Origin of the sequence: Streptomyces sp. NPDC093109, assembly GCF_040701725.1 — a bacterium.
GTDB lineage: Bacteria > Actinomycetota > Actinomycetes > Streptomycetales > Streptomycetaceae > Streptomyces.
Window position 1 is genome coordinate 79,667 of sequence record NZ_JBFBEZ010000011.1, and the last position, 16,288, is coordinate 95,954.

A 16,288-nucleotide genomic window follows, 5' to 3' on the forward strand; every position below is an offset into this window, starting at 1 on the left:
CGTCAGACGGCCGCCAGGCGTGCGTCCTGCCCTGCCGCCGCGCCGAGGACGCTGTCGAGCAGCCCGGGGAAGAGAGCGTCCAGATCCGCCGCGCGCAGCCCGTTCATCTTGGCGGTCCCCCGGTAGACCTGCTGGACGACCCCGCTCTCGCGCAGCACCCGGAAGTGGTAGGTGGAGGTGGACTTGGTGACGGGCAGCGCGAAACACGAACAGGACAGCTCGCTGTCCGACCCCGCGAGCTGCCGGACGATACCGAGCCGCAGGGGGTCGGAGAGCGCGTTCAGCACGTCTTCGAGACGGATCTCCGCGCGCGAGGGGTGAGCGAGTTCGCGGGTGCTGGTCGCGGCGGTCACGGCGGCTCCACGGATCGGGTCGGGATGACCCCATCGTACGACGCTCTTCGTATGTGGATCTGTTCCTTACCCACCGGACGGCTTCAGCGGGCTGCCGGAGCGGGCGGCGGCGGCGCCTCCTCCTCCTCCTCCTCCTCCTCGGTGGACAGGACCAGGGTCACCTCCACCGGCGCCCCGGACGGCAGTGCGGCCACCCCGACCGCTGTACGGGCCGGGGGCGGGCCGGCCAGCAGGGCGCGTACGCGGGCGCTCGCGCCGTCCGCGACCCTGCTGTGCTCCGTGAACCCGGGCACGACGGCGAGATGGACCGTCATGGACACGGCCGACTCCAGCCTCAGCCCCGCCGACCGCGCCGCCTCACGCGCCGCCTCGACCGCGCGTCCGGCCGCGAGCGCGGCCAGCGGGACCGCGTCCTCGACGGTCAGCCCCGCGCCGAGCACACCGGCGGCGATGACCCCGCCGCCGGCGCGCGGGGTCATCCCGGCGGTGAAGACCAGCCCGCCCGCGATCCGGGCGGCGGCGTAGTCCCCGGCCGGTACGGGAGCGTCGGGGACTCGCGCATCGGGGACCGGAGCGTCGGGGACGGGTGTGCCGGTCCCCGGGAGGTCCGTACCGCTCATAGTTCGGCGCCCGTGTCGCAGGAGGTCAGCACCTCGTGCCCGTCCTCGGTGAGCAGAACGGTCGCGGAGAAGCCGATCCCCGCGGTGTCCTTGATGCGCAGGGTGGGCACCACATGGACCACCATGCCCGGCGCGAAGACACGCTGTTCGTTCTCGCCCAGGGAGAGCAGGTGTCCCTCGCCCCAGTCCGGGGCGAAGGCGATCCCGACCGAGTAGCCGCTGCGCTTGCGGTACGTGTGGGCCAGCCCCGCGTCGGCGATGGCCTGCTTGCAGGCCGCGTGCGCCGCCGCCGGGGAGCCGCCCGGCACCACGTGCGCCAGGGCCGCGTCCCTGGCCGCCAGACAGGCCGGCGCCATGGCGGCTGCCTCGCCGGTGAGCGTTCCGGTCCATACCGTGTGCATCAGCGGCGCGTTGTAGCGTCCGGTGGTCGCCGACATCTCCAGCAGGACGGGCTCGTCGGCCTGGATGACCCGGTCGGTCCAGCTCGCGTGGATGGTCCCGGCACGCGGTCCCGACGCGACGAAGGGCTCCATGCCGAAGTACTCGGAGCCCGCCGAGATGAGCCCGCCGAAGGCCGCGGCTGCGACGGCGCGCTCGGAGGCGCCCGGTACGGCGGCGGCAGCGGCGGCAGCCATGCCCGCGTTGGTGGCCCGCGCGGCGTTCCTGATCTGCTCGATCTCCAGCGGCGACTTGAGGAGCCGGGCGGCGGCCAGCACGTCGTCGATGTGCGTCACCTCGGCGCCCGCCGCCTTCAGCAGGCCGCCCAGCTTGAGGAACGGCTCCGGCGGCAGGAACCAGGACCGGGCCTCCACCCCGACCGTCCGCGCGCCCGGCGCCAGTTCGGCCAGGAGCCGCACCGTGGCGGCGACCGGGTCGGCGCTGTCCGGGAAGCCGGTGACACGGTCGAAGTACGTGGTCTCGGCCGCGTTGACGGTCTCGGTCTCGCGCATGAGCAGGGCCGCCTCGCCGTCGGCCGTGACGATCAGGCACTGGTAGGTGTAGTAGCCGGGCGTGGCGTGGCCGGAGAGGTAACAGACGTTCTCCGGGGTGTGCACGATGACGGCGTCCAGCTCCTGGGCCTTGAGCGTGGCGCGCAGACCGGCCAGTCGCCGGCCGTACTCAGCTGCGGGAAAGACGGGGGGCATGGATGGCTCCTGGGGTGGCGGCGGATGCGGCGATGGTGGCGGGGTTCGTGGTGGTGGCGGGGCTCGTGGTGGTGAGCGTGATGCGGGTCAGCGGGGGTACGGGGGCGTCGCCCAGCAGGTCGGTCCGCAGGTCGGTCAGGTACGACAGCCCCTGCCGTACGGCGGCGGTCTCGGCGGCCGACACCGTCGCCACGCACAGCGCGCCGACGTCGTCCGGACAGCCGGCCACCTGCCGTCCCTCCGGGTTCCAGACCCCGCTGCGGCCGAAGTAGTGCTCGCCCGCGAGGTCGCCGACCGCGTTGACGACCAGGGTGGAGACGGTGTTCTCGACGGCCCGCGCCGGGTGGTAGACCCCGTAGCGGTACTCGGTCGGGCCGTTGGCGAAGGCCGAGCAGAAGAGGACGGCGTGCGCGCCCGCGCGGGCGTAGGCGCGGGTCAGTTCGGGGAACCCCGCGTCGTAACAGATGCCCAGCCCCAGCGTGACCCCGCCGTCCTCGATGACCATCAGCCGGTCGCCGGGGGCGAAGGGGGCGCGCTCCTCCTGCCACAGGTGCGTCTTGGCGTAGTGGCCGCGCACCGTGCCGTACGGGTCGATGACGAGGACGGCGTTGTACGGCCGGCCCCCGGTGTCCTCGCCCCGCACGGAGCAGCCGAGGAGGACCCAGAGCCCGTGCGAGGCCGCCGCCGCGGCGAGGGGGGCGAGCGGCGAGAGCGGCGGCGGCGCCGTACCGGGCGGAGGCGGGGTCAGGGACCGGCCGACGGGGTCGGCGAGGACGGCCGCCGGGTCGTATCCGCAGGCGAACAGTTCGGGCAGGGCCAGGACACGGGCGCCGCGCGCCGCCGCCTCGGCCACCAGCCGGGTCGCCGTGGCGAGGTTGGCGGCGAGGTCCCCGGGGACGCTCTCCGCCTGGCCGAGGGCGATGGTCAGGCTCATGCCGTACCCGCTTCCGTGCCGCCTGATTCCGTGCCGCCTGATTCCGTGCCGGTAAGGGCCTCCGTGAGGATCGCCCGGTACAGCCCCACGGACTCCCGCAGCTCCTCGACCACGATGTGCTCGTCGACCGCGTGCATCACTTCGAGCCGGCCGGGACCGCAGACCAGGGCCGGGACACCGGCGGCCCGGAAGTGCGTCATGTCGCAGTTGACGGTGAGTCCGCCGAGCGAGTCGTCGGCGCCCGCAGCCGCGAGCGCCGCGCGGCACAGCGTGACGAACGGGTCGTCCGCCGGCGTCTCCGAGGGACCGCCGGTGCTCGGCGCACACTCCACGACCGAGGCCGTCGCGCCCGTACCGCCCGCGTTGAACCGGTCGAGGACCTCCCCGACCGCCGCCACCACGGACTCCGGGGTCTCCCCCGGCAGCAGCCGCCGGTCCAGGGTGACGCGGCAGCGCTCCGGTACGGCGTTGGGCGCCTCGCCGCCCTCGATCAGTACGGGTGTGCAGGTGGGCGCGCCGAGCAGCGGGTGGCCGTGGTCCGTGAGCGAGGCGCTGTACTCCTCCAGCAGGGTGATGACGGTGGCGGCGGCCGTCACCGCGTTCACGCCCTGGCCGGGCGTGGCGGCGTGCGCGGCCCGGCCGACGACCTCGATGACCGGGCGGACCGAGCCCTTGTGGGCGGTCAGCAGCCGCATTCCGGTGGGCTCACCGACGATGACCGCGTCGGGCAGCCTGCCCGCCACCGCCAGCTGGGGTACGAGATGACGGGCGCCCATCGAGTCGCCCTCCTCCTGGGACACCGCCGAGAAGACGATCTCCCCGCGCGGGGTCCCCGCACCCGCGTCGGCCGCGCGGGCCAGTTCGATCGCGGCGCACGCCATGGCGGCCAGCGGGCCCTTGGCGTCGGCGGTGCCGCGTCCGTACAGCCGGCCGTCGCGGAGGGTGGGAGCGAAGGGCGGGCTGGTCCAGCCGCCGCCCGCCGGGACGACGTCGAGATGCGAGTTGAGCATGATCACGGGGCCGCCGGGGCCGAACCGGCGGCGGGCGGTCAGATTGACGCGGCCCGGCGCCAGCCGCTCGGTCTCGATGTCGAAGCCGGCCGCGGCGAGCGGCGCGGCGAGCAGTGCGGCGGTGGTCTCCTCCTCACCGGTGGGGGTGGTGGAGTCGCACGCCACGAGCGCGGTGAGCAGCGCGAGTACGTCGGGAGCGGCGGGCGCGTCGGGGGCGGGGGACGCCGTGGGCGCGGTGGAGGCCGGTGTGGTCATGGTGTGAACGTCCTTGCTCGGTCTGCGGTGTGGACGGGCGTGCCCACCGGGGTGAGCCGCGCGGGATCGACGGAGACCCGGACGCCGAGTCCGGGGGCGGCGGGGAGGTGGACCGCGCCGCCGCGCAGTTCGGGGCCCTCGGTGACGTCGTGCGCGAGGTTGGCGCAGCCCCAGAGTTCGGCCACGGCCACCCCGAGCCCGGCCGCCAGGTGCGCGGTGGTCGCGCAGCCGAGGCGTCCGCAGTCCATCTGGCCGAGGCCGACGTCGAGTCCGCGGGCGCGGGCGGCGTCGATCGCGGCGGCGAGGGCGGCGACGGTGCCCGCCTTCTCCAGCTTCAGATGGACACCGTCGGCGGCTCCCGCGTCGGCGACGGCGTGCACCGAGGCCGCGTCGGAGACCGACTCGTCGGCCCAGACAGGCACGCGCGCGGCCGTACGTACGGTGACCATGGCCGCCAAGTCGCCGGGGGCGGTGGGCTGTTCGAGCCAGGCGACGCCGTGGTCCGCGAGCCAGTGGGTGGCCGCGATCGCGGTGTCCGGGGTCCAGCCTCCGTTGGCGTCGGCCGCGATCGCGACCGTACGGGAGGTGCCGGCGGCCCGGTCGACGGCGTCCCGTACAGCGGCGATCCTGGCCCGGTCCAGGGCCGGATCGCCGCCGACGCGGACCTTGACCCGGCCGAAGCCGGCCCCGGCGGCGGTGGCGGCCAGGGCGGCGGCCTCGGCCGGGGTGCCGAAGCCGATCGGGGCGTGGGTGGGCAGGGCGCCGGGGCCGGCGCCGTGGGCGTCGGTGCTGCCGGGACCGCGCAGCGCCGCCCGGAGGGGCAGCCCCGCGGCCCGCGCCGTGGCGTCGCGCCAGGCGATGTCCAGCAGCGCGGCGGCCGGCGGGCAGTGCGCGGCCAGGCCGGCGGCCAGCGCGGCGGGGTCGGCCCACGCCGGGTCGGTGGTGGGCGGGAGTCCGGCCAGGGCCGCGGTGATGCCGCCGGTGGTGTGGTGGGTGGCGTAGGCGCCGTTGCCCCGGGTCTCGGCCCAGCCGACATGGCCGCCGGCGAGCCTGACCCGGAGGAAGACCTCCGTCAACTCCGCTGTGTCCACGGAGGTATGACGCAGCCTCAGCCGAAGGGGCAGTCCCACGACGCCGTACAACGCCTCCGTCACGGCCGTCGCCTCCGTCACGGCCGTCCCGCCTTCGGGCGGCGGCGGCACCACGCGCGTACCCCGGCCGCCGGTCACGCCGGGTCCAGCGAGCCCACGACCTCGATGATCCGGTCGAGGGCGGCGTCCCACACGGTCTCGTCCTGGGCGAAGCACAGCCGCATCCGGCCGGTGCCGGCGAAGCCGAACTGGTAGCCGGGGTTGACGATGACCCCGGCGTGTTCCTTGAGCGCGAGCGCCACGGCCTGGTCACTCGCCCCGGTGAGCACCTCGGGGAAGAGGTAGGCCGTGCCGTAGGCAGCGTTGACGCGCATGACCGACGACGCGTTGATCTTCTTCACGGTGGTGTCGCGCAGCGCCTGGTACTCGACGAGGCGCCGCTCCAGGAACTCGCCGTCGTCGGCTATCCAGCGCGCCAGCAGGTGCTGTGCGTAGGACGGCGCGCGCAGTGCAGTGCAGGACTGTACGTCCTCCATCGCGTCGACGAGCGCGGTGGGGGCGACGGCGACACCGAGCCGGTAGCCGGAGAGCGACTCGGTCTTGGACGGGCCGAGCAGGGTCACCGTGCGCTCGGCCATCCCGTCGAAGGCGGCGAGGTGGTGGAACTCCTCGCCCTCGTACACCAGTCGGCAGTACAGCTCGTCGGCGATGACGGTGAAGTCGTGACGGCGGGCCGCGTCGGCGATCGCGGTGATCGTCTCCTCGCCGTAGATGGCGCCCGTGGGGTTGTTCGGGTGTGAGAAGACCATCAGGCGCGGGCCGTCGGCGGCGGCGTCCTCCAGTGCCTGGAGGTCGAGTGTGGGACGGCCGCGCTCGCCGCCGGTGGACTCGTCCGGCCAGATCATCGGGATACGGCGGACGCGGGCGCCGAAGTAGCGCAGCATGCGTTCGGTGGAGAGGTAGTCCGGGTCGGGCAGCAGCACGAGGTCGCCGGGCGACAGGATCGCCGCGAGGGCGGTGAACAGCGCGCCCTGGGTGCCGGGGGTGAGGATGACGTCCGAGGACCCGCCGGCCGGGATGCCGAGCACGGTGGAGACGTTGTGGGCGACGGCCTCCCGGACGGCGCGGTCGCCGCGGTAGGGGGTGTACGTCATGCCGTCCCCGCCGGCGGCGGCGTTGAAGGTGGGCAGGGCCCACTCGGGCGCCGGGAAGCGGTGGGTGTCGGCGTAGGTGGCGTCGAGCGGGGCGGCGGGCCCGGGGCCGTTCTCCAGCTCGCGCTCCAGCTCGCGTACGGACTTCCCGAGCCGGGCGGTGTGTTCGGGCAGGGACAGGCGCTCGATGGCCTCGGGCTGGTGGATCACGATCGGATTCCTCACTGTCTTTGGTACGCAGGGGGTTCGAGGGGGGCTGAGGGGGCTGGGACCTGAGGGGGCTGCGGAAGCCCGGTGGCTCCGCGGGTCACACCGGGTCGGACACACTCGCCGGCTGACCGGCGATGGAGCCCGCCAGCAGTGTCAGTCCGCCCAGCACATGGGTCCGGGTGAGCGCGGCCGACTGCTCGGCGTCGCCGCGCAGCAGCGCCTCGACGATGGCGGTGTGTTCGTCCACGGAGATCTGCGCCCGCTGGGAGTCCGCCAGATAGAGGGCGAGGTAGCGGTCGCTCTTGGCGCGCAGCTGGTCGAGGGCGGCCAGGGTGGCGGGCATGGCGGCCAGTTCGTACACGGTGTCGTGGAACTCCCGGTCGAGCAGGCGCACCTGGACCGCGTCCCCCAGCGATACGGCGATGCGCTGGCGCTCCAGGAGCAGGCCGAAGTCCGCTGCCAGGGAGCCTCGTTCGGCCGTGTCCGCCTGGGCGGCTGCCGCCGCGAGCACACTCTCCAGCGCGGCCCGCCCGTTGTAGATGTCCCGGGCGTCGGCCACCGACACCTCGGCGACGATGGACTTCTGGTGCGGCCGGTCCACCACCAGGCTCTCGGCGGCCAGGCGCGACAGCGCGTCGCGCAACGGGCCCCGGCTGATGCCGAGTTCCTGGGCGAGGGCCTCCTGGCTGATCTGCTCGCCGGGCGCCAGGACGCCGGTCAGGATGCGTTCGCGGAGCTGCTGGTAGGCCCAGTCCTGCTTGCGCAGGCTCCAGGGGGCGGTCGGGCGGGTGGCGGAGCCGCGGCGTTGCGGCGGAGGTGACGACGTCATGACCCTACTCTCCGAGGATCTGCTCGAAAAAGGCGCGCGTTCGCTCGTGGCGCGCCCCTGTGAACAGGGTCTCGGCGGGCCCGTCCTCCACGATCCGGCCGTCCGCCATGAACACCACCCGGTCCGCGCTCTTGCGGGCGAAGCCCATCTCGTGCGTGACGACGACGATGGTCATGCCGCTGTCAGCCAAGTCGCGCATGACGGCGAGGACTTCGCGGGTGAACTCGGGGTCGAGGGCGGAGGTGGGCTCGTCGAAGAGCATCAGTTCGGGACGCATCGCCAGGGCACGGGCGATGGCCACCCGCTGCTGCTGGCCGCCGGACAGCTCGTACGGGTAGTGGTCGCGGCGCTCGGCGAGGCCCACGCGGGCCAGGAGTTCATGGGCCTCCTCCCGCGCCCGGCTCCGGGAGACGCCCCGCACCCGTACGGGTGCCAGCGCCACGTTCTCGGTGGCGGTGAGGTGGGGGAAGAGGTTGAACTGCTGGAAGACCATGCCGATCCGGCCGCCGACAGAACGCGGTTTGGATCCCGCCTTCGAGAGCAGCTCGCCCTGGAAACCCACACTGCCGGTCTCCAGCGGTTCGAGCCCGGCCAGACAGCGCAGCATGGTGGACTTGCCGGCTCCCGAGGGGCCGAGGACGGCGACGGTCTGGCCGGCGGGGATGGTCAGATTCACCTCGCTGACCACGGCGTTGCCGTGGTAGCTGCGGCCGAGGTTCTCCGCGACGAGCACGGTGCGCGCCTTGGCCGGTGCGGGTGCCGGTGCGGGTGCGGGTGCCGCAGTGGTGGCCGCGGGTGCGGGGTTGGCCGCTGTGGTCTGCGGCTCTGGCCTGGTGTCGCTCATGACAGCGCTCTCTCCGGTTCCGGTTCCGGCGGCGGGCCGCGCGGTACTCATCGGGCCGCCGGGTCGACGGCCGCCGTGAGGACGGGTTCCCGGGGGACGGGCTCCTTGGTGCGCCGGGCGGCGGCGCGCCGGTTCACATCGAGGTGCCGCTCCAGCCTCCGCAGGGCGAAGGTGAACACCGTGGTGAGGACGAGGTAGTGGACGGCCGCCGCGCCGAGCGAGCCGACGTAGTCGAAGTCGGCGGCGGACTGGCGCTGCGCGGTCAGCATCAGGTCCTGGACGCTGACGACGGAGGCCAGTGCGGAGGTCTTGAGCATCCCGATGAACTGATTGCCGGTGGGCGGCAGGATCAGCCGGGTGGCCTGCGGGAGCACCACCCAGCGCAGGATGCTCGTCTCGGACAGCCCGAGCATGCGCGCCGCCGTCCGCTGGCCCTTGTCGACGCCGAGCAGCCCGCCCCGGACGATCTCGGCCATGTAGGCGATCTCGTTGAGGCTGAGCGCGATGACCGCGCAGGTGAACGGGGAGAGACTCAGCCCCCACAGCGGCAGCACGTTGAAGACGAAGATGAGCTGGAGGAGGACGGGCGTGCCCCGGAAGAACCAGATGTACGCGTCCGCGAGCCAGCGCAGCGGCGCGAACCGTACGCCCTTGAGCAGCGCGACCAGCACGCCGCCCACGACCCCCAGCGCCATCGAGAGCACGGTGAGGACGAAGGTCAGCATCGAGGCCGTCAGGAAGTCGGCGGATACCGCCTTGTGGAGGAACTCCATCCTACGAACCGCTCGCGGAGGAGGACGCGGGGGCCGAGGGCGATGCCGGTGTGCCCGTACCCGAGGAGGTGAAGTAGTTCGAATCCTCGGGCAGTTGGTACTTGGCCATCAGCTTCGCGTAGCCGCCCGACGAGACGAACTTGTCCAGGGCCGCGCTGATCGCGGTCTTCATCGCGGTGTCGCCCTTGCGGACCGCTATCCCGATCTTCGTCTCGTTCTTGAAGGTCGCCGCGAGCGTGAACTTGCCCTTGGTGGCGGCGAGGGTGGCCGCCGCGCCGGGGGTGGAGGTGTCGAAGGCGTCCGCGCGGCCCGACTGGACGGCGAGCATCGCGTCCTGGTTGTTGGGCAGAGACATGATCTTCATCTCCGGGCGGCCCTGCTGCTTCAACTCCTTGTTGTACGCGGTCATGTACGTCTCCCCGATGGCGCCGCGGGTGACGGCGACGGTCCTGCCCGAGAGGTCCTCGGGGACCTTGGCGATCTTCTTCGGGTTGCCGTTCGGGGTGAGCAGCGTCTCCCCGATGATCATGTAGGGGACGAAGTCGACCTTCTTCTCGCGCTCGGGCGTGATGTACATGGCCGAGTTGATGACATCGGTCCGCTTGCCCGACAGCGCCGGGATGAGCCCGTCGAAGTCGATGTCGAGGACCTTGGTCTTCAGCCCCATGGACGCGGAGAGCGCCTTGATCATGTCGATGTCGAAGCCCTGGGGGCCGTCGCTCCCCTGGGACTCGAAGGGCGGGAAGCTGGCCGCCGTGCCGTAGGTCAGGGTGCCGGACGAGGCGAGGTTCTTCGGCGGCGCGACATCGGCCGCGACGGTCGACGACGACGCGGTGTCGGAACTGCCGCAGGCGGAGACCGCGGCCATCATGAAAACGGCGGTGCACACTGCGGCGGTTCGCGTGGTACTTGCTCTCACCGGACTGCTCCCTACTGGCGTTCTCCCTGTTCAGGAGGTTCTGTAAACAGTTGCCAGTCACTGTGGCCGGGAGGAATGTCCACACCGTTGCTGCTCTGTTAAACCGAAGGTCCCACTCGGCCGGGGATCCGGACCGCCCGGAAACACTCCGGACACACCGGTGGCCCCGGCGAGGTGCTCACGTCGTCGGTGCCCCGCCGATCCTGCTCGCCAACAGCCGCTGGGACGTGGCGACTCCGCACGCCTGGGCCGTCAATGCCGCCCGCCGGATCGGCCGGGAGGCCGTCTCGCTGACGTACGAGGGTGTGGGGCACGGGGTGTACTGGCTGAGCCCCTGCGCGCGCGGCGCGATCGACACGTACCTGACCAACCTGGAGACCGCGTCCCTGGCGACCCACTGCCCCGCCGTCCGGCCCGGCGGCGTCCGCGCGGGCTCCTCGTCGGCCGACGACGGCCTCGCCGGCCCCCTGACCGGGCCGCCGGCCCCGGAGACCTCCGCCGCGCCGATCGCGGCTGCTCGCCCGCGCTGAATACGCCGATCGGGCCGCGGGGGCACGCTGTCGCCGCAGAGGAGCGCGTGCCGTCGCACGGCCCCGCCCCGGTCGGAGGTGAGCGCTGTCGTCCCGGCCACCGCCTGCACCCGGGCCTTCGCTCACTGACGGAGGCGAGCGCACGGGGACGCGGTTTCTCATGTCAGTGACGGTCGGACGGGCGTGGCGCGAGGAGCATGGCCTCCGACAGAGCGTCGACCATTTCGCGGTTGCCGCAGTCGCAGGCCGTGTGCCAGCCGGCCGCCGCGGCGGCGGCCAGTTCGCGGGTATGGGAGATCGACAGCGTCAGGCCCGCGATGCCGGCGACGGCCGCGCGGTGGGCCGCCCGGCCGCGCAGGTAGGGTTCGGGCGCTCCTTCCGCGTTGCGCAGAACAGCGATCTCGTGCGGTGGGACATCGCCGAACAGGCCGGTGCCCAGGACCTTGGCGATGGCTTCCTTGGCGGCGAACCGCCCGTGCAGGAACTCCTCGCGCCGCCGGGCGCCGAGGCTCTCGGCGTGGGAGAGCTCCTCGGGGGCGTACAGGTGACGCAGGAAACGGCTGTGGCGCGTGGTCTTGGCCAGGGCCCCGATCCGGAGTACGTCGATGCCCAGTCGCAGGGGTGGCCGGCAGCCGCAGCCGCTCATGCGTCCTGCTCGTCGGAGCGGGGTGTGAAGTGTGCCAGTGACGATTCTCCGGTCTGCGGGTCGGTGTCCAGCAGGACGATGTGGTCGTAGCGGTCGCGCCAGTCGTGCCGGTGGGCGGCCAGCTCGGCCCAGACGGCGGTGCAGTAGGCGTCGCGGCGGGCGCGGTGAAGGTCGTACCCGTGCGACGGGACGGGGATCGCGGTGGCGCCGGTGACGAGGAGGCGGCGCTCCCCGGGCAGCCGGGCGATCGTGGCGAGCCGCTGCCGTACCTTCGTGGTGCGGTCGGCGGGCAGCAGGGTCCGCAGCGACAGACCACCGCTGTCCTTGAGGACGAGCAGCACTCCCGAGTCGGTCAGCTCACGTTCCTGTACCAGGGGGTGGCGGACGGGCAGCGTCGTCTGTTCCAGGATGGCCACGGCCACGGTCAGGCCGGGGTGGGAGTGCGTATAGGCCGCCGCGATACGCAGTGCGGTGAACGGCGACGCCAGGCCCTGGCCGGAGACGGCGAAGCTGTTCGCGCGGTTGCCGTACAGGGCGTTCAGGTACGAGGCGGGCTGGACGGTGGGAACCCGATCCGGCAGCGCGTGGGCGCAGATGATGAGATCGACGGGCGGGGCGGTGACACTGAGCCGGGACCACAGAAGGTCGAGCAGGTCGGTGTGTGTTACCCCGTCGGTGCTCAGATCGTCGGTGTTGATGCCGATGCCGTACTGCTGGTGGAGATCGCGGACGTACGCGAGCTGGCCACGGCTCCACTCGTGCTGGCGTGCGGCAGGGGCCGCGACGGCCGTCGCGGTCTGCAGGCTCAGCATGCCCCGGCCGCCGCCTCTGACCGGCGGACGAACAGGTCGGTGAGGGTTTTGACGGTCTGGAGGTCGGCGATCTCCATTTCCTCCGGGTCGACCTGTACCCGCAGTGTTTCCTCGATCTCGACCAGCAGCTCCAGCATCGAGGTGGAGTCCAGGTCCAGGTCGTCGAACAGGCGCATGTCCTCGGTGAGGTTGACGACCTGCTGCCCGGTGACCGCGCCGATGCCGCTGCGCAGTGCCGCGATGATGTCCGTGCGTTGCATGTTTCCTCCGGGGGTGGTGACTGGTGTGGGGCCGGGCTCGATGAGCCGTTGGCGGGACAGCAGATCGTCGACCGTGTCGCGGGCGCGGACGAGTTGGGGACGGCCGTTGAGGACCATGACCTCCGCGGGCGCGCCGAAGCCCAGGAAGTGCACCGGTGACGCGGTGGGGCCGTAGGCGCCGGAACGCTCGATCCCGATCAGGTCGCCGGGCCGGACACGGGGCAGTGAGATCTTCTTGGCCAGCAGGTCGTTGGGTGTGCACAGCGGCCCGGTGACGGTGTACTGGTGGCGCGGGGCATCGTGCTCGTAGGGGGATAGCAGGCGGAGGGGGAAGTTGCGTTTGACGAGTTGGCCGATGCCCACCGCGTGCATATGGTGGTTGGTTCCGCCGTCACAGACGACGAACGTCTCGCCCAGGGAGTCCTTCACGGATACGGCCCTGGTGACGTAGAGGCCCGCGTCGGCCACCAGGTAGCGGCCGAGTTCGGTGATCAGACGGCATTGCGGGTGGGCGGCGGCGAACGGTTCCACGGCCTCGCCGAGGCCGTGGGTCAGGGCTTCCACGTCCAGGCCGGTCTCGTTGTCGAAGTAGGCGATGCCGAAGCCGCCGCCGAAATCGACGGTCTCCAGCGGGCCTCCGAGTACGGCGGCCAGATCGTCGGCCAGTTCGAGGACCTCCCGTGTGTTGCGGATGATCGCGTCGTGGTCGAGGAATCTGCTGCCCAGATAGGCGTGCAGGCCCATGACACGCACGCGGCGCAGCCCGCGAAGGAGTCCGCCCGCGCCGGCGGCCTCGGACGCGTCGATCCCGAACTGACGCGGCTTGCCTCCCATGGTCAGTGCCGAACCGGGCGCGCGCCGGGCGGGGTTGATACGCAGCATGGCGTTGACGGCGCGCCCCGCCTCGCCGGCGATCCGGTCCAGCAGGGCGAGTTCGTCGAAGGACTCGCACACCACGGCGTGGATGCCGGCCCGCACGCAGGCGCGCAGCTGCTGGGCGTCCTTGGCCGGCCCCAGGTAGATGATGTTCTCGGGGGCCACTCCGGCGTCGAGGGCGGTTCTCAGCTCGGTGAGCGAGCACACCTCCGCGCCCGCGCCCTCCGCCCGCAGCAGCGCGGTGACGCTGATGTTGGGATTGGCTTTGAGGGAGTAGAAGACGTCCACGCGGGGATGCAGCAGCCGTCTCAACCGCCGGTAGGTGGTGCGCAGAACGTCGGCGTCGTACAGGTACAAGGGCGTGCCGAAGCGGTCGGCCGCCTCTGCGACGAGGGTCTCATGCATGGATTGCTCCCGGCTTCTTCGGGTCTCTGCCGTGGGTCAGGGCATCGAGGCAGTGGCGCATGCGCAGTTCCAGCCGGTCCAGGGAATCCGGGTCGGGGGCGAACAGGCCGGTGTACAGCCGGCCGGGGAAGGTCCGGCCGTCCTTCGCCTCCCCGGCCCGGGCGTTGAGGGGGGTGAAGCAGGAGATGACGGCATGGGCCCCGTCGGGGTCCTTCGCCAGGGCGGGCCTCAGCACCGTGTGCAGCCGCTCGAACGACAGCGCGCCGCTCAGCCGCACGGTGTACTGCCTGGAGAGCGAGTACGGCAGGCCGGACGCGTGCCGCGCCTGCATGACCGGCAGTTGGTAGGTGGGGAGGTTGAGCCGGGCGTTGATCTCCAGCACCGGATAGAGGACGCCGTCGGTGCCGCACAGGGCGTCCACTCCGACGACGCCGTGGTAGCCGTCGCGGTGGAGCCCGCGGCCGATTCGTACGGCGCAGTCCTCGATCTCCGCCCGGTGCTTGTCCGCCCACGGCGACCGAGCCGTGTTGCCCTGGGGGACGCCGTTGTCCAGCAGGGTCTCCAGCACGGTGTCCAGGACGACCGTGCCGTCCCGCGCGACGGTGAACTGGTAGAACAGGTCGCAGGTCTTGAGCAGGAAGCGCTCCACCACGACCTGCAGGCGGTCGTCGCCGGTGCGGTGGGCGCGGCGCCGCACCATCTCCAGCAGCCGCCGTGCCCTGGCAGGGGTGTCCAGGCGCATCAGCCCGCGGCCCGACACTCCGTACGCGTCCTTCACGATCAGCGGCTCGAACGGCTCGGCGGCCAGCGCCGTGGCCAGTTCCCCGACCGACTCGCAGCAGGTACCGGGCACTGCCCGCAGCCCCAGCTCCGCCACCAGCCGCCGTGCGTAGATCTTGCTGTTGACCCGGGCGGCGACGGCCGGGTCGGCCGCGGCGTACCGCAGACCGGTGAGCTCCGCGATCTGCCGGGTCCGCTCCGTGCTCCCCATCGGCAGCAGATACGCGCCGCGCCCGGCGGCGGCCCGCAGCCGGGCGAGGGCGCGCGCGTCGGACAGGACGCGGTCGGTGATCTCGACGGTGCCGGGGCCCTCCACGGTGATGCCGGCGGGCGCGGAGATCCCGGCCGAGCGCAGATAGGCGCGGAACGAGGTGTCGAGCGGCCGGCCCAGAAGCAGCCGGTCGCCCCGTGCGGCCAGGCAGACCCCCAGCTCCTCCATCGCCGGCGCCGGCGGGGCGGTGGTCATGGACGGTGGTGCCGGCAGCCCCGCGACGCCGGCGCCCCAGGCGCGCTCGGCCTCGAAGTTGCACAGCAGTACGAACTCGGCCTCGGGGTCGCCCACCAGCGCCCCCTTGAGACGCCCCAGGTATCCGGACGCGGTCATCGCGCACCGTGCCGCAGCAGCATGGCCGCGAAGCTGGCGCCGAGCCCCGGGCAGGCCAGCAGCGAGTAGCCGCCGGGCTCCAGCCGGCCGCGCTCCCGCAGCGTCTCGAAGTTGATCAGGGAGTCGGCGGCGAAGCAGTGGCCGTAGCGCGGCAGGTTGTCCAGGAAGACCCGGTCGCGGTCCACCCCCAGGGCGTGCACCACCTGACTCCAGAAGACACGGCTGATGTTGCTGGGGACGAAGTGGTCGATGTCCCCGATGGTCAAACCGCCCTGCGACAGCACTTCACCGACCACCTTGACGATCATGTCGATGCTCGTATCGACGAACTGCCGCCGCGGAAGCGCCTCGTACAACGTGAGCGAGTCGGCGAACGAGCCGTCGTGTCTGACCGCGTATCCCCGGACCTCGTCACCGGCGCCGTCCCACGACACCACCGTGGCGGTGGCACCGTCACCCATGACATCGCCGATCGGATAATGCATCTGATTGAGTTCGGTAAAAGGTTTCTCTCCGTTGACGATGAGAGCCCTCGCACCCGGCGGCTCCGCCCGCAGCAGTTCACCGGCGATCTCCAGGGCCGCCAGGGCCGACGCGCACGCCTGCTGAGAGACCGCGAACACCTGCGTCCGGCCGAGATCAAGTGCGTCCCGCAACTCCCGCGCGACGTTCACCTGCGCCGGAGCCACCTCCGGACTCGCGTGCACGTAGATGAGGTACGCGAGGCCCTCACGCCCGCCGGCACGCTCCAGGACCTTCCGCGCGGGCGGCACCAGAAGGTCCAGCAAGGGAAGATCCGGGTCCCATCGCACACGGGCAACGCCGTGCATCCGCTCCAGCACCGCCACCTGCCGTGGAGCAAGCCCGTGGAGAGCACCGATTTCGGCGACTCCCACCTCCCGCTCAGGGACAGAGACTTCAGTCCGGACAAGCTTGAGACCGTCCGCAACGGACATCGTGGAGCTGCTCCCTATGGTGTTGTCGGGCCCGCCGACCGAGAACCGTCGACTACGAACAGCGACTATAGCAAGACTTTATGTAACGATGATCTCCAGGGACGGCATCCGTCCGTGGCCCACAGCGAGGCATCGCCCGCTGGGTATCGCCCGCTGGGTGAGGGGAGCGGGCAGAAGGGTCCCGTCGGCTCGGGTGGAGACCGGGACCATCATGAAGCCACTGACTGAGCCACAGCCGCAGCCACGGCCGCCGGGCCACCGCGGGAGCTCGGTGGGCGGCGCGGG

At 72.2% G+C, this 16,288-nt stretch carries 17 protein-coding genes; 1 reads left to right on the top strand and 16 read right to left on the bottom strand.

Features of this window, described 5'->3' with window-relative positions:
- Positions 1 to 2 precede the first annotated feature (2 nt).
- The 11 genes from AB0389_RS13445 to AB0389_RS13495 form a co-directional block, all read right to left on the bottom strand.
- Positions 3 to 353 carry a helix-turn-helix transcriptional regulator gene (locus tag AB0389_RS13445; protein ID WP_366395511.1) on the bottom strand — a complete coding sequence of 117 codons (351 nt, stop codon included), beginning with the start codon at positions 351 to 353 and terminating at the stop codon, positions 3 to 5.
- 83 nt (positions 354 to 436) lie between these two features.
- On the bottom strand, positions 437 to 973 hold the full coding sequence (locus tag AB0389_RS13450; RefSeq protein ID WP_366395512.1) for a RidA family protein: 537 nt from the start codon (positions 971 to 973) through the stop codon (positions 437 to 439).
- Complete coding sequence (locus AB0389_RS13455; protein WP_366395513.1) at positions 970 to 2,118, bottom strand: Xaa-Pro peptidase family protein; 1,149 nt, start codon at positions 2,116 to 2,118, stop codon at positions 970 to 972. Before AB0389_RS13455 ends, AB0389_RS13450 begins: the two co-directional genes overlap by 4 nt.
- Complete coding sequence (locus AB0389_RS13460; RefSeq protein WP_366395514.1) at positions 2,093 to 3,052, bottom strand: carbon-nitrogen hydrolase family protein; 960 nt, start codon at positions 3,050 to 3,052, stop codon at positions 2,093 to 2,095. Before AB0389_RS13460 ends, AB0389_RS13455 begins: the two co-directional genes overlap by 26 nt.
- Complete coding sequence (locus AB0389_RS13465; RefSeq protein WP_366395515.1) at positions 3,049 to 4,317, bottom strand: M20 family metallopeptidase; 1,269 nt, start codon at positions 4,315 to 4,317, stop codon at positions 3,049 to 3,051. The genes AB0389_RS13460 and AB0389_RS13465 overlap by 4 nt, the downstream gene beginning before the upstream one ends.
- Complete coding sequence (locus AB0389_RS13470; RefSeq protein ID WP_366395516.1) at positions 4,314 to 5,489, bottom strand: enolase C-terminal domain-like protein; 1,176 nt, start codon at positions 5,487 to 5,489, stop codon at positions 4,314 to 4,316. The genes AB0389_RS13465 and AB0389_RS13470 overlap by 4 nt, the downstream gene beginning before the upstream one ends.
- A gap of 53 nt (positions 5,490 to 5,542) precedes the next feature.
- The gene (locus tag AB0389_RS13475; RefSeq protein ID WP_366395517.1) at positions 5,543 to 6,769 is read right to left on the bottom strand and encodes an aminotransferase class I/II-fold pyridoxal phosphate-dependent enzyme; all 1,227 of its coding nucleotides are present in this window, start codon (positions 6,767 to 6,769) and stop codon (positions 5,543 to 5,545) included.
- A gap of 97 nt (positions 6,770 to 6,866) precedes the next feature.
- Positions 6,867 to 7,598, bottom strand: coding sequence for a GntR family transcriptional regulator (locus tag AB0389_RS13480; protein ID WP_366395518.1), 732 nt, complete (start codon positions 7,596 to 7,598; stop codon positions 6,867 to 6,869).
- Between the two features lie 4 nt (positions 7,599 to 7,602).
- Positions 7,603 to 8,331, bottom strand: a complete 729-nt coding sequence (locus tag AB0389_RS13485) for an amino acid ABC transporter ATP-binding protein (RefSeq protein ID WP_366395590.1) — start codon at positions 8,329 to 8,331, stop codon at positions 7,603 to 7,605.
- Positions 8,332 to 8,489: 158 nt separating this feature from the next.
- Positions 8,490 to 9,215, bottom strand: a complete 726-nt coding sequence (locus AB0389_RS13490; protein ID WP_366395519.1) for an amino acid ABC transporter permease — start codon at positions 9,213 to 9,215, stop codon at positions 8,490 to 8,492.
- A 1-nt stretch (position 9,216) separates the two neighbouring features.
- Positions 9,217 to 10,134, bottom strand: a complete 918-nt coding sequence (locus tag AB0389_RS13495) for an ABC transporter substrate-binding protein (protein WP_366395520.1) — start codon at positions 10,132 to 10,134, stop codon at positions 9,217 to 9,219.
- A 62-nt stretch (positions 10,135 to 10,196) separates the two neighbouring features.
- Between AB0389_RS13495 and AB0389_RS13500 the strand changes: the two genes are divergently transcribed.
- A complete protein-coding gene (locus AB0389_RS13500) occupies positions 10,197 to 10,664 on the top strand; it encodes an alpha/beta hydrolase (RefSeq protein ID WP_366395591.1) in 468 nt (155 codons plus the stop codon).
- Positions 10,665 to 10,827: 163 nt separating this feature from the next.
- On the opposite strand, the gene AB0389_RS13505 is transcribed toward AB0389_RS13500, so the two are convergent.
- From AB0389_RS13505 to AB0389_RS13525, 5 genes are read right to left on the bottom strand one after another with little or no spacing between them, the layout of a single operon-like run.
- Positions 10,828 to 11,310 carry a holo-ACP synthase gene (locus AB0389_RS13505; RefSeq protein WP_366395521.1) on the bottom strand — a complete coding sequence of 161 codons (483 nt, stop codon included), beginning with the start codon at positions 11,308 to 11,310 and terminating at the stop codon, positions 10,828 to 10,830.
- A complete protein-coding gene (locus tag AB0389_RS13510) occupies positions 11,307 to 12,122 on the bottom strand; it encodes a hypothetical protein (protein ID WP_366395522.1) in 816 nt (271 codons plus the stop codon). The genes AB0389_RS13505 and AB0389_RS13510 overlap by 4 nt, the downstream gene beginning before the upstream one ends.
- Positions 12,116 to 13,663, bottom strand: coding sequence for a phosphopantetheine-binding protein (locus AB0389_RS13515; protein ID WP_366395523.1), 1,548 nt, complete (start codon positions 13,661 to 13,663; stop codon positions 12,116 to 12,118). Before AB0389_RS13515 ends, AB0389_RS13510 begins: the two co-directional genes overlap by 7 nt.
- Positions 13,656 to 15,047 carry a hypothetical protein gene (locus AB0389_RS13520; RefSeq protein ID WP_366395524.1) on the bottom strand — a complete coding sequence of 464 codons (1,392 nt, stop codon included), beginning with the start codon at positions 15,045 to 15,047 and terminating at the stop codon, positions 13,656 to 13,658. The genes AB0389_RS13515 and AB0389_RS13520 overlap by 8 nt, the downstream gene beginning before the upstream one ends.
- Positions 15,044 to 15,835 (bottom strand): 3-oxoacyl-[acyl-carrier-protein] synthase III C-terminal domain-containing protein, encoded by a 792-nt coding sequence (locus AB0389_RS13525; RefSeq protein WP_366395525.1) that lies wholly within the window; start codon positions 15,833 to 15,835, stop codon positions 15,044 to 15,046. Before AB0389_RS13525 ends, AB0389_RS13520 begins: the two co-directional genes overlap by 4 nt.
- Between the last annotated feature and the right edge of the window lie 453 nt (positions 15,836 to 16,288).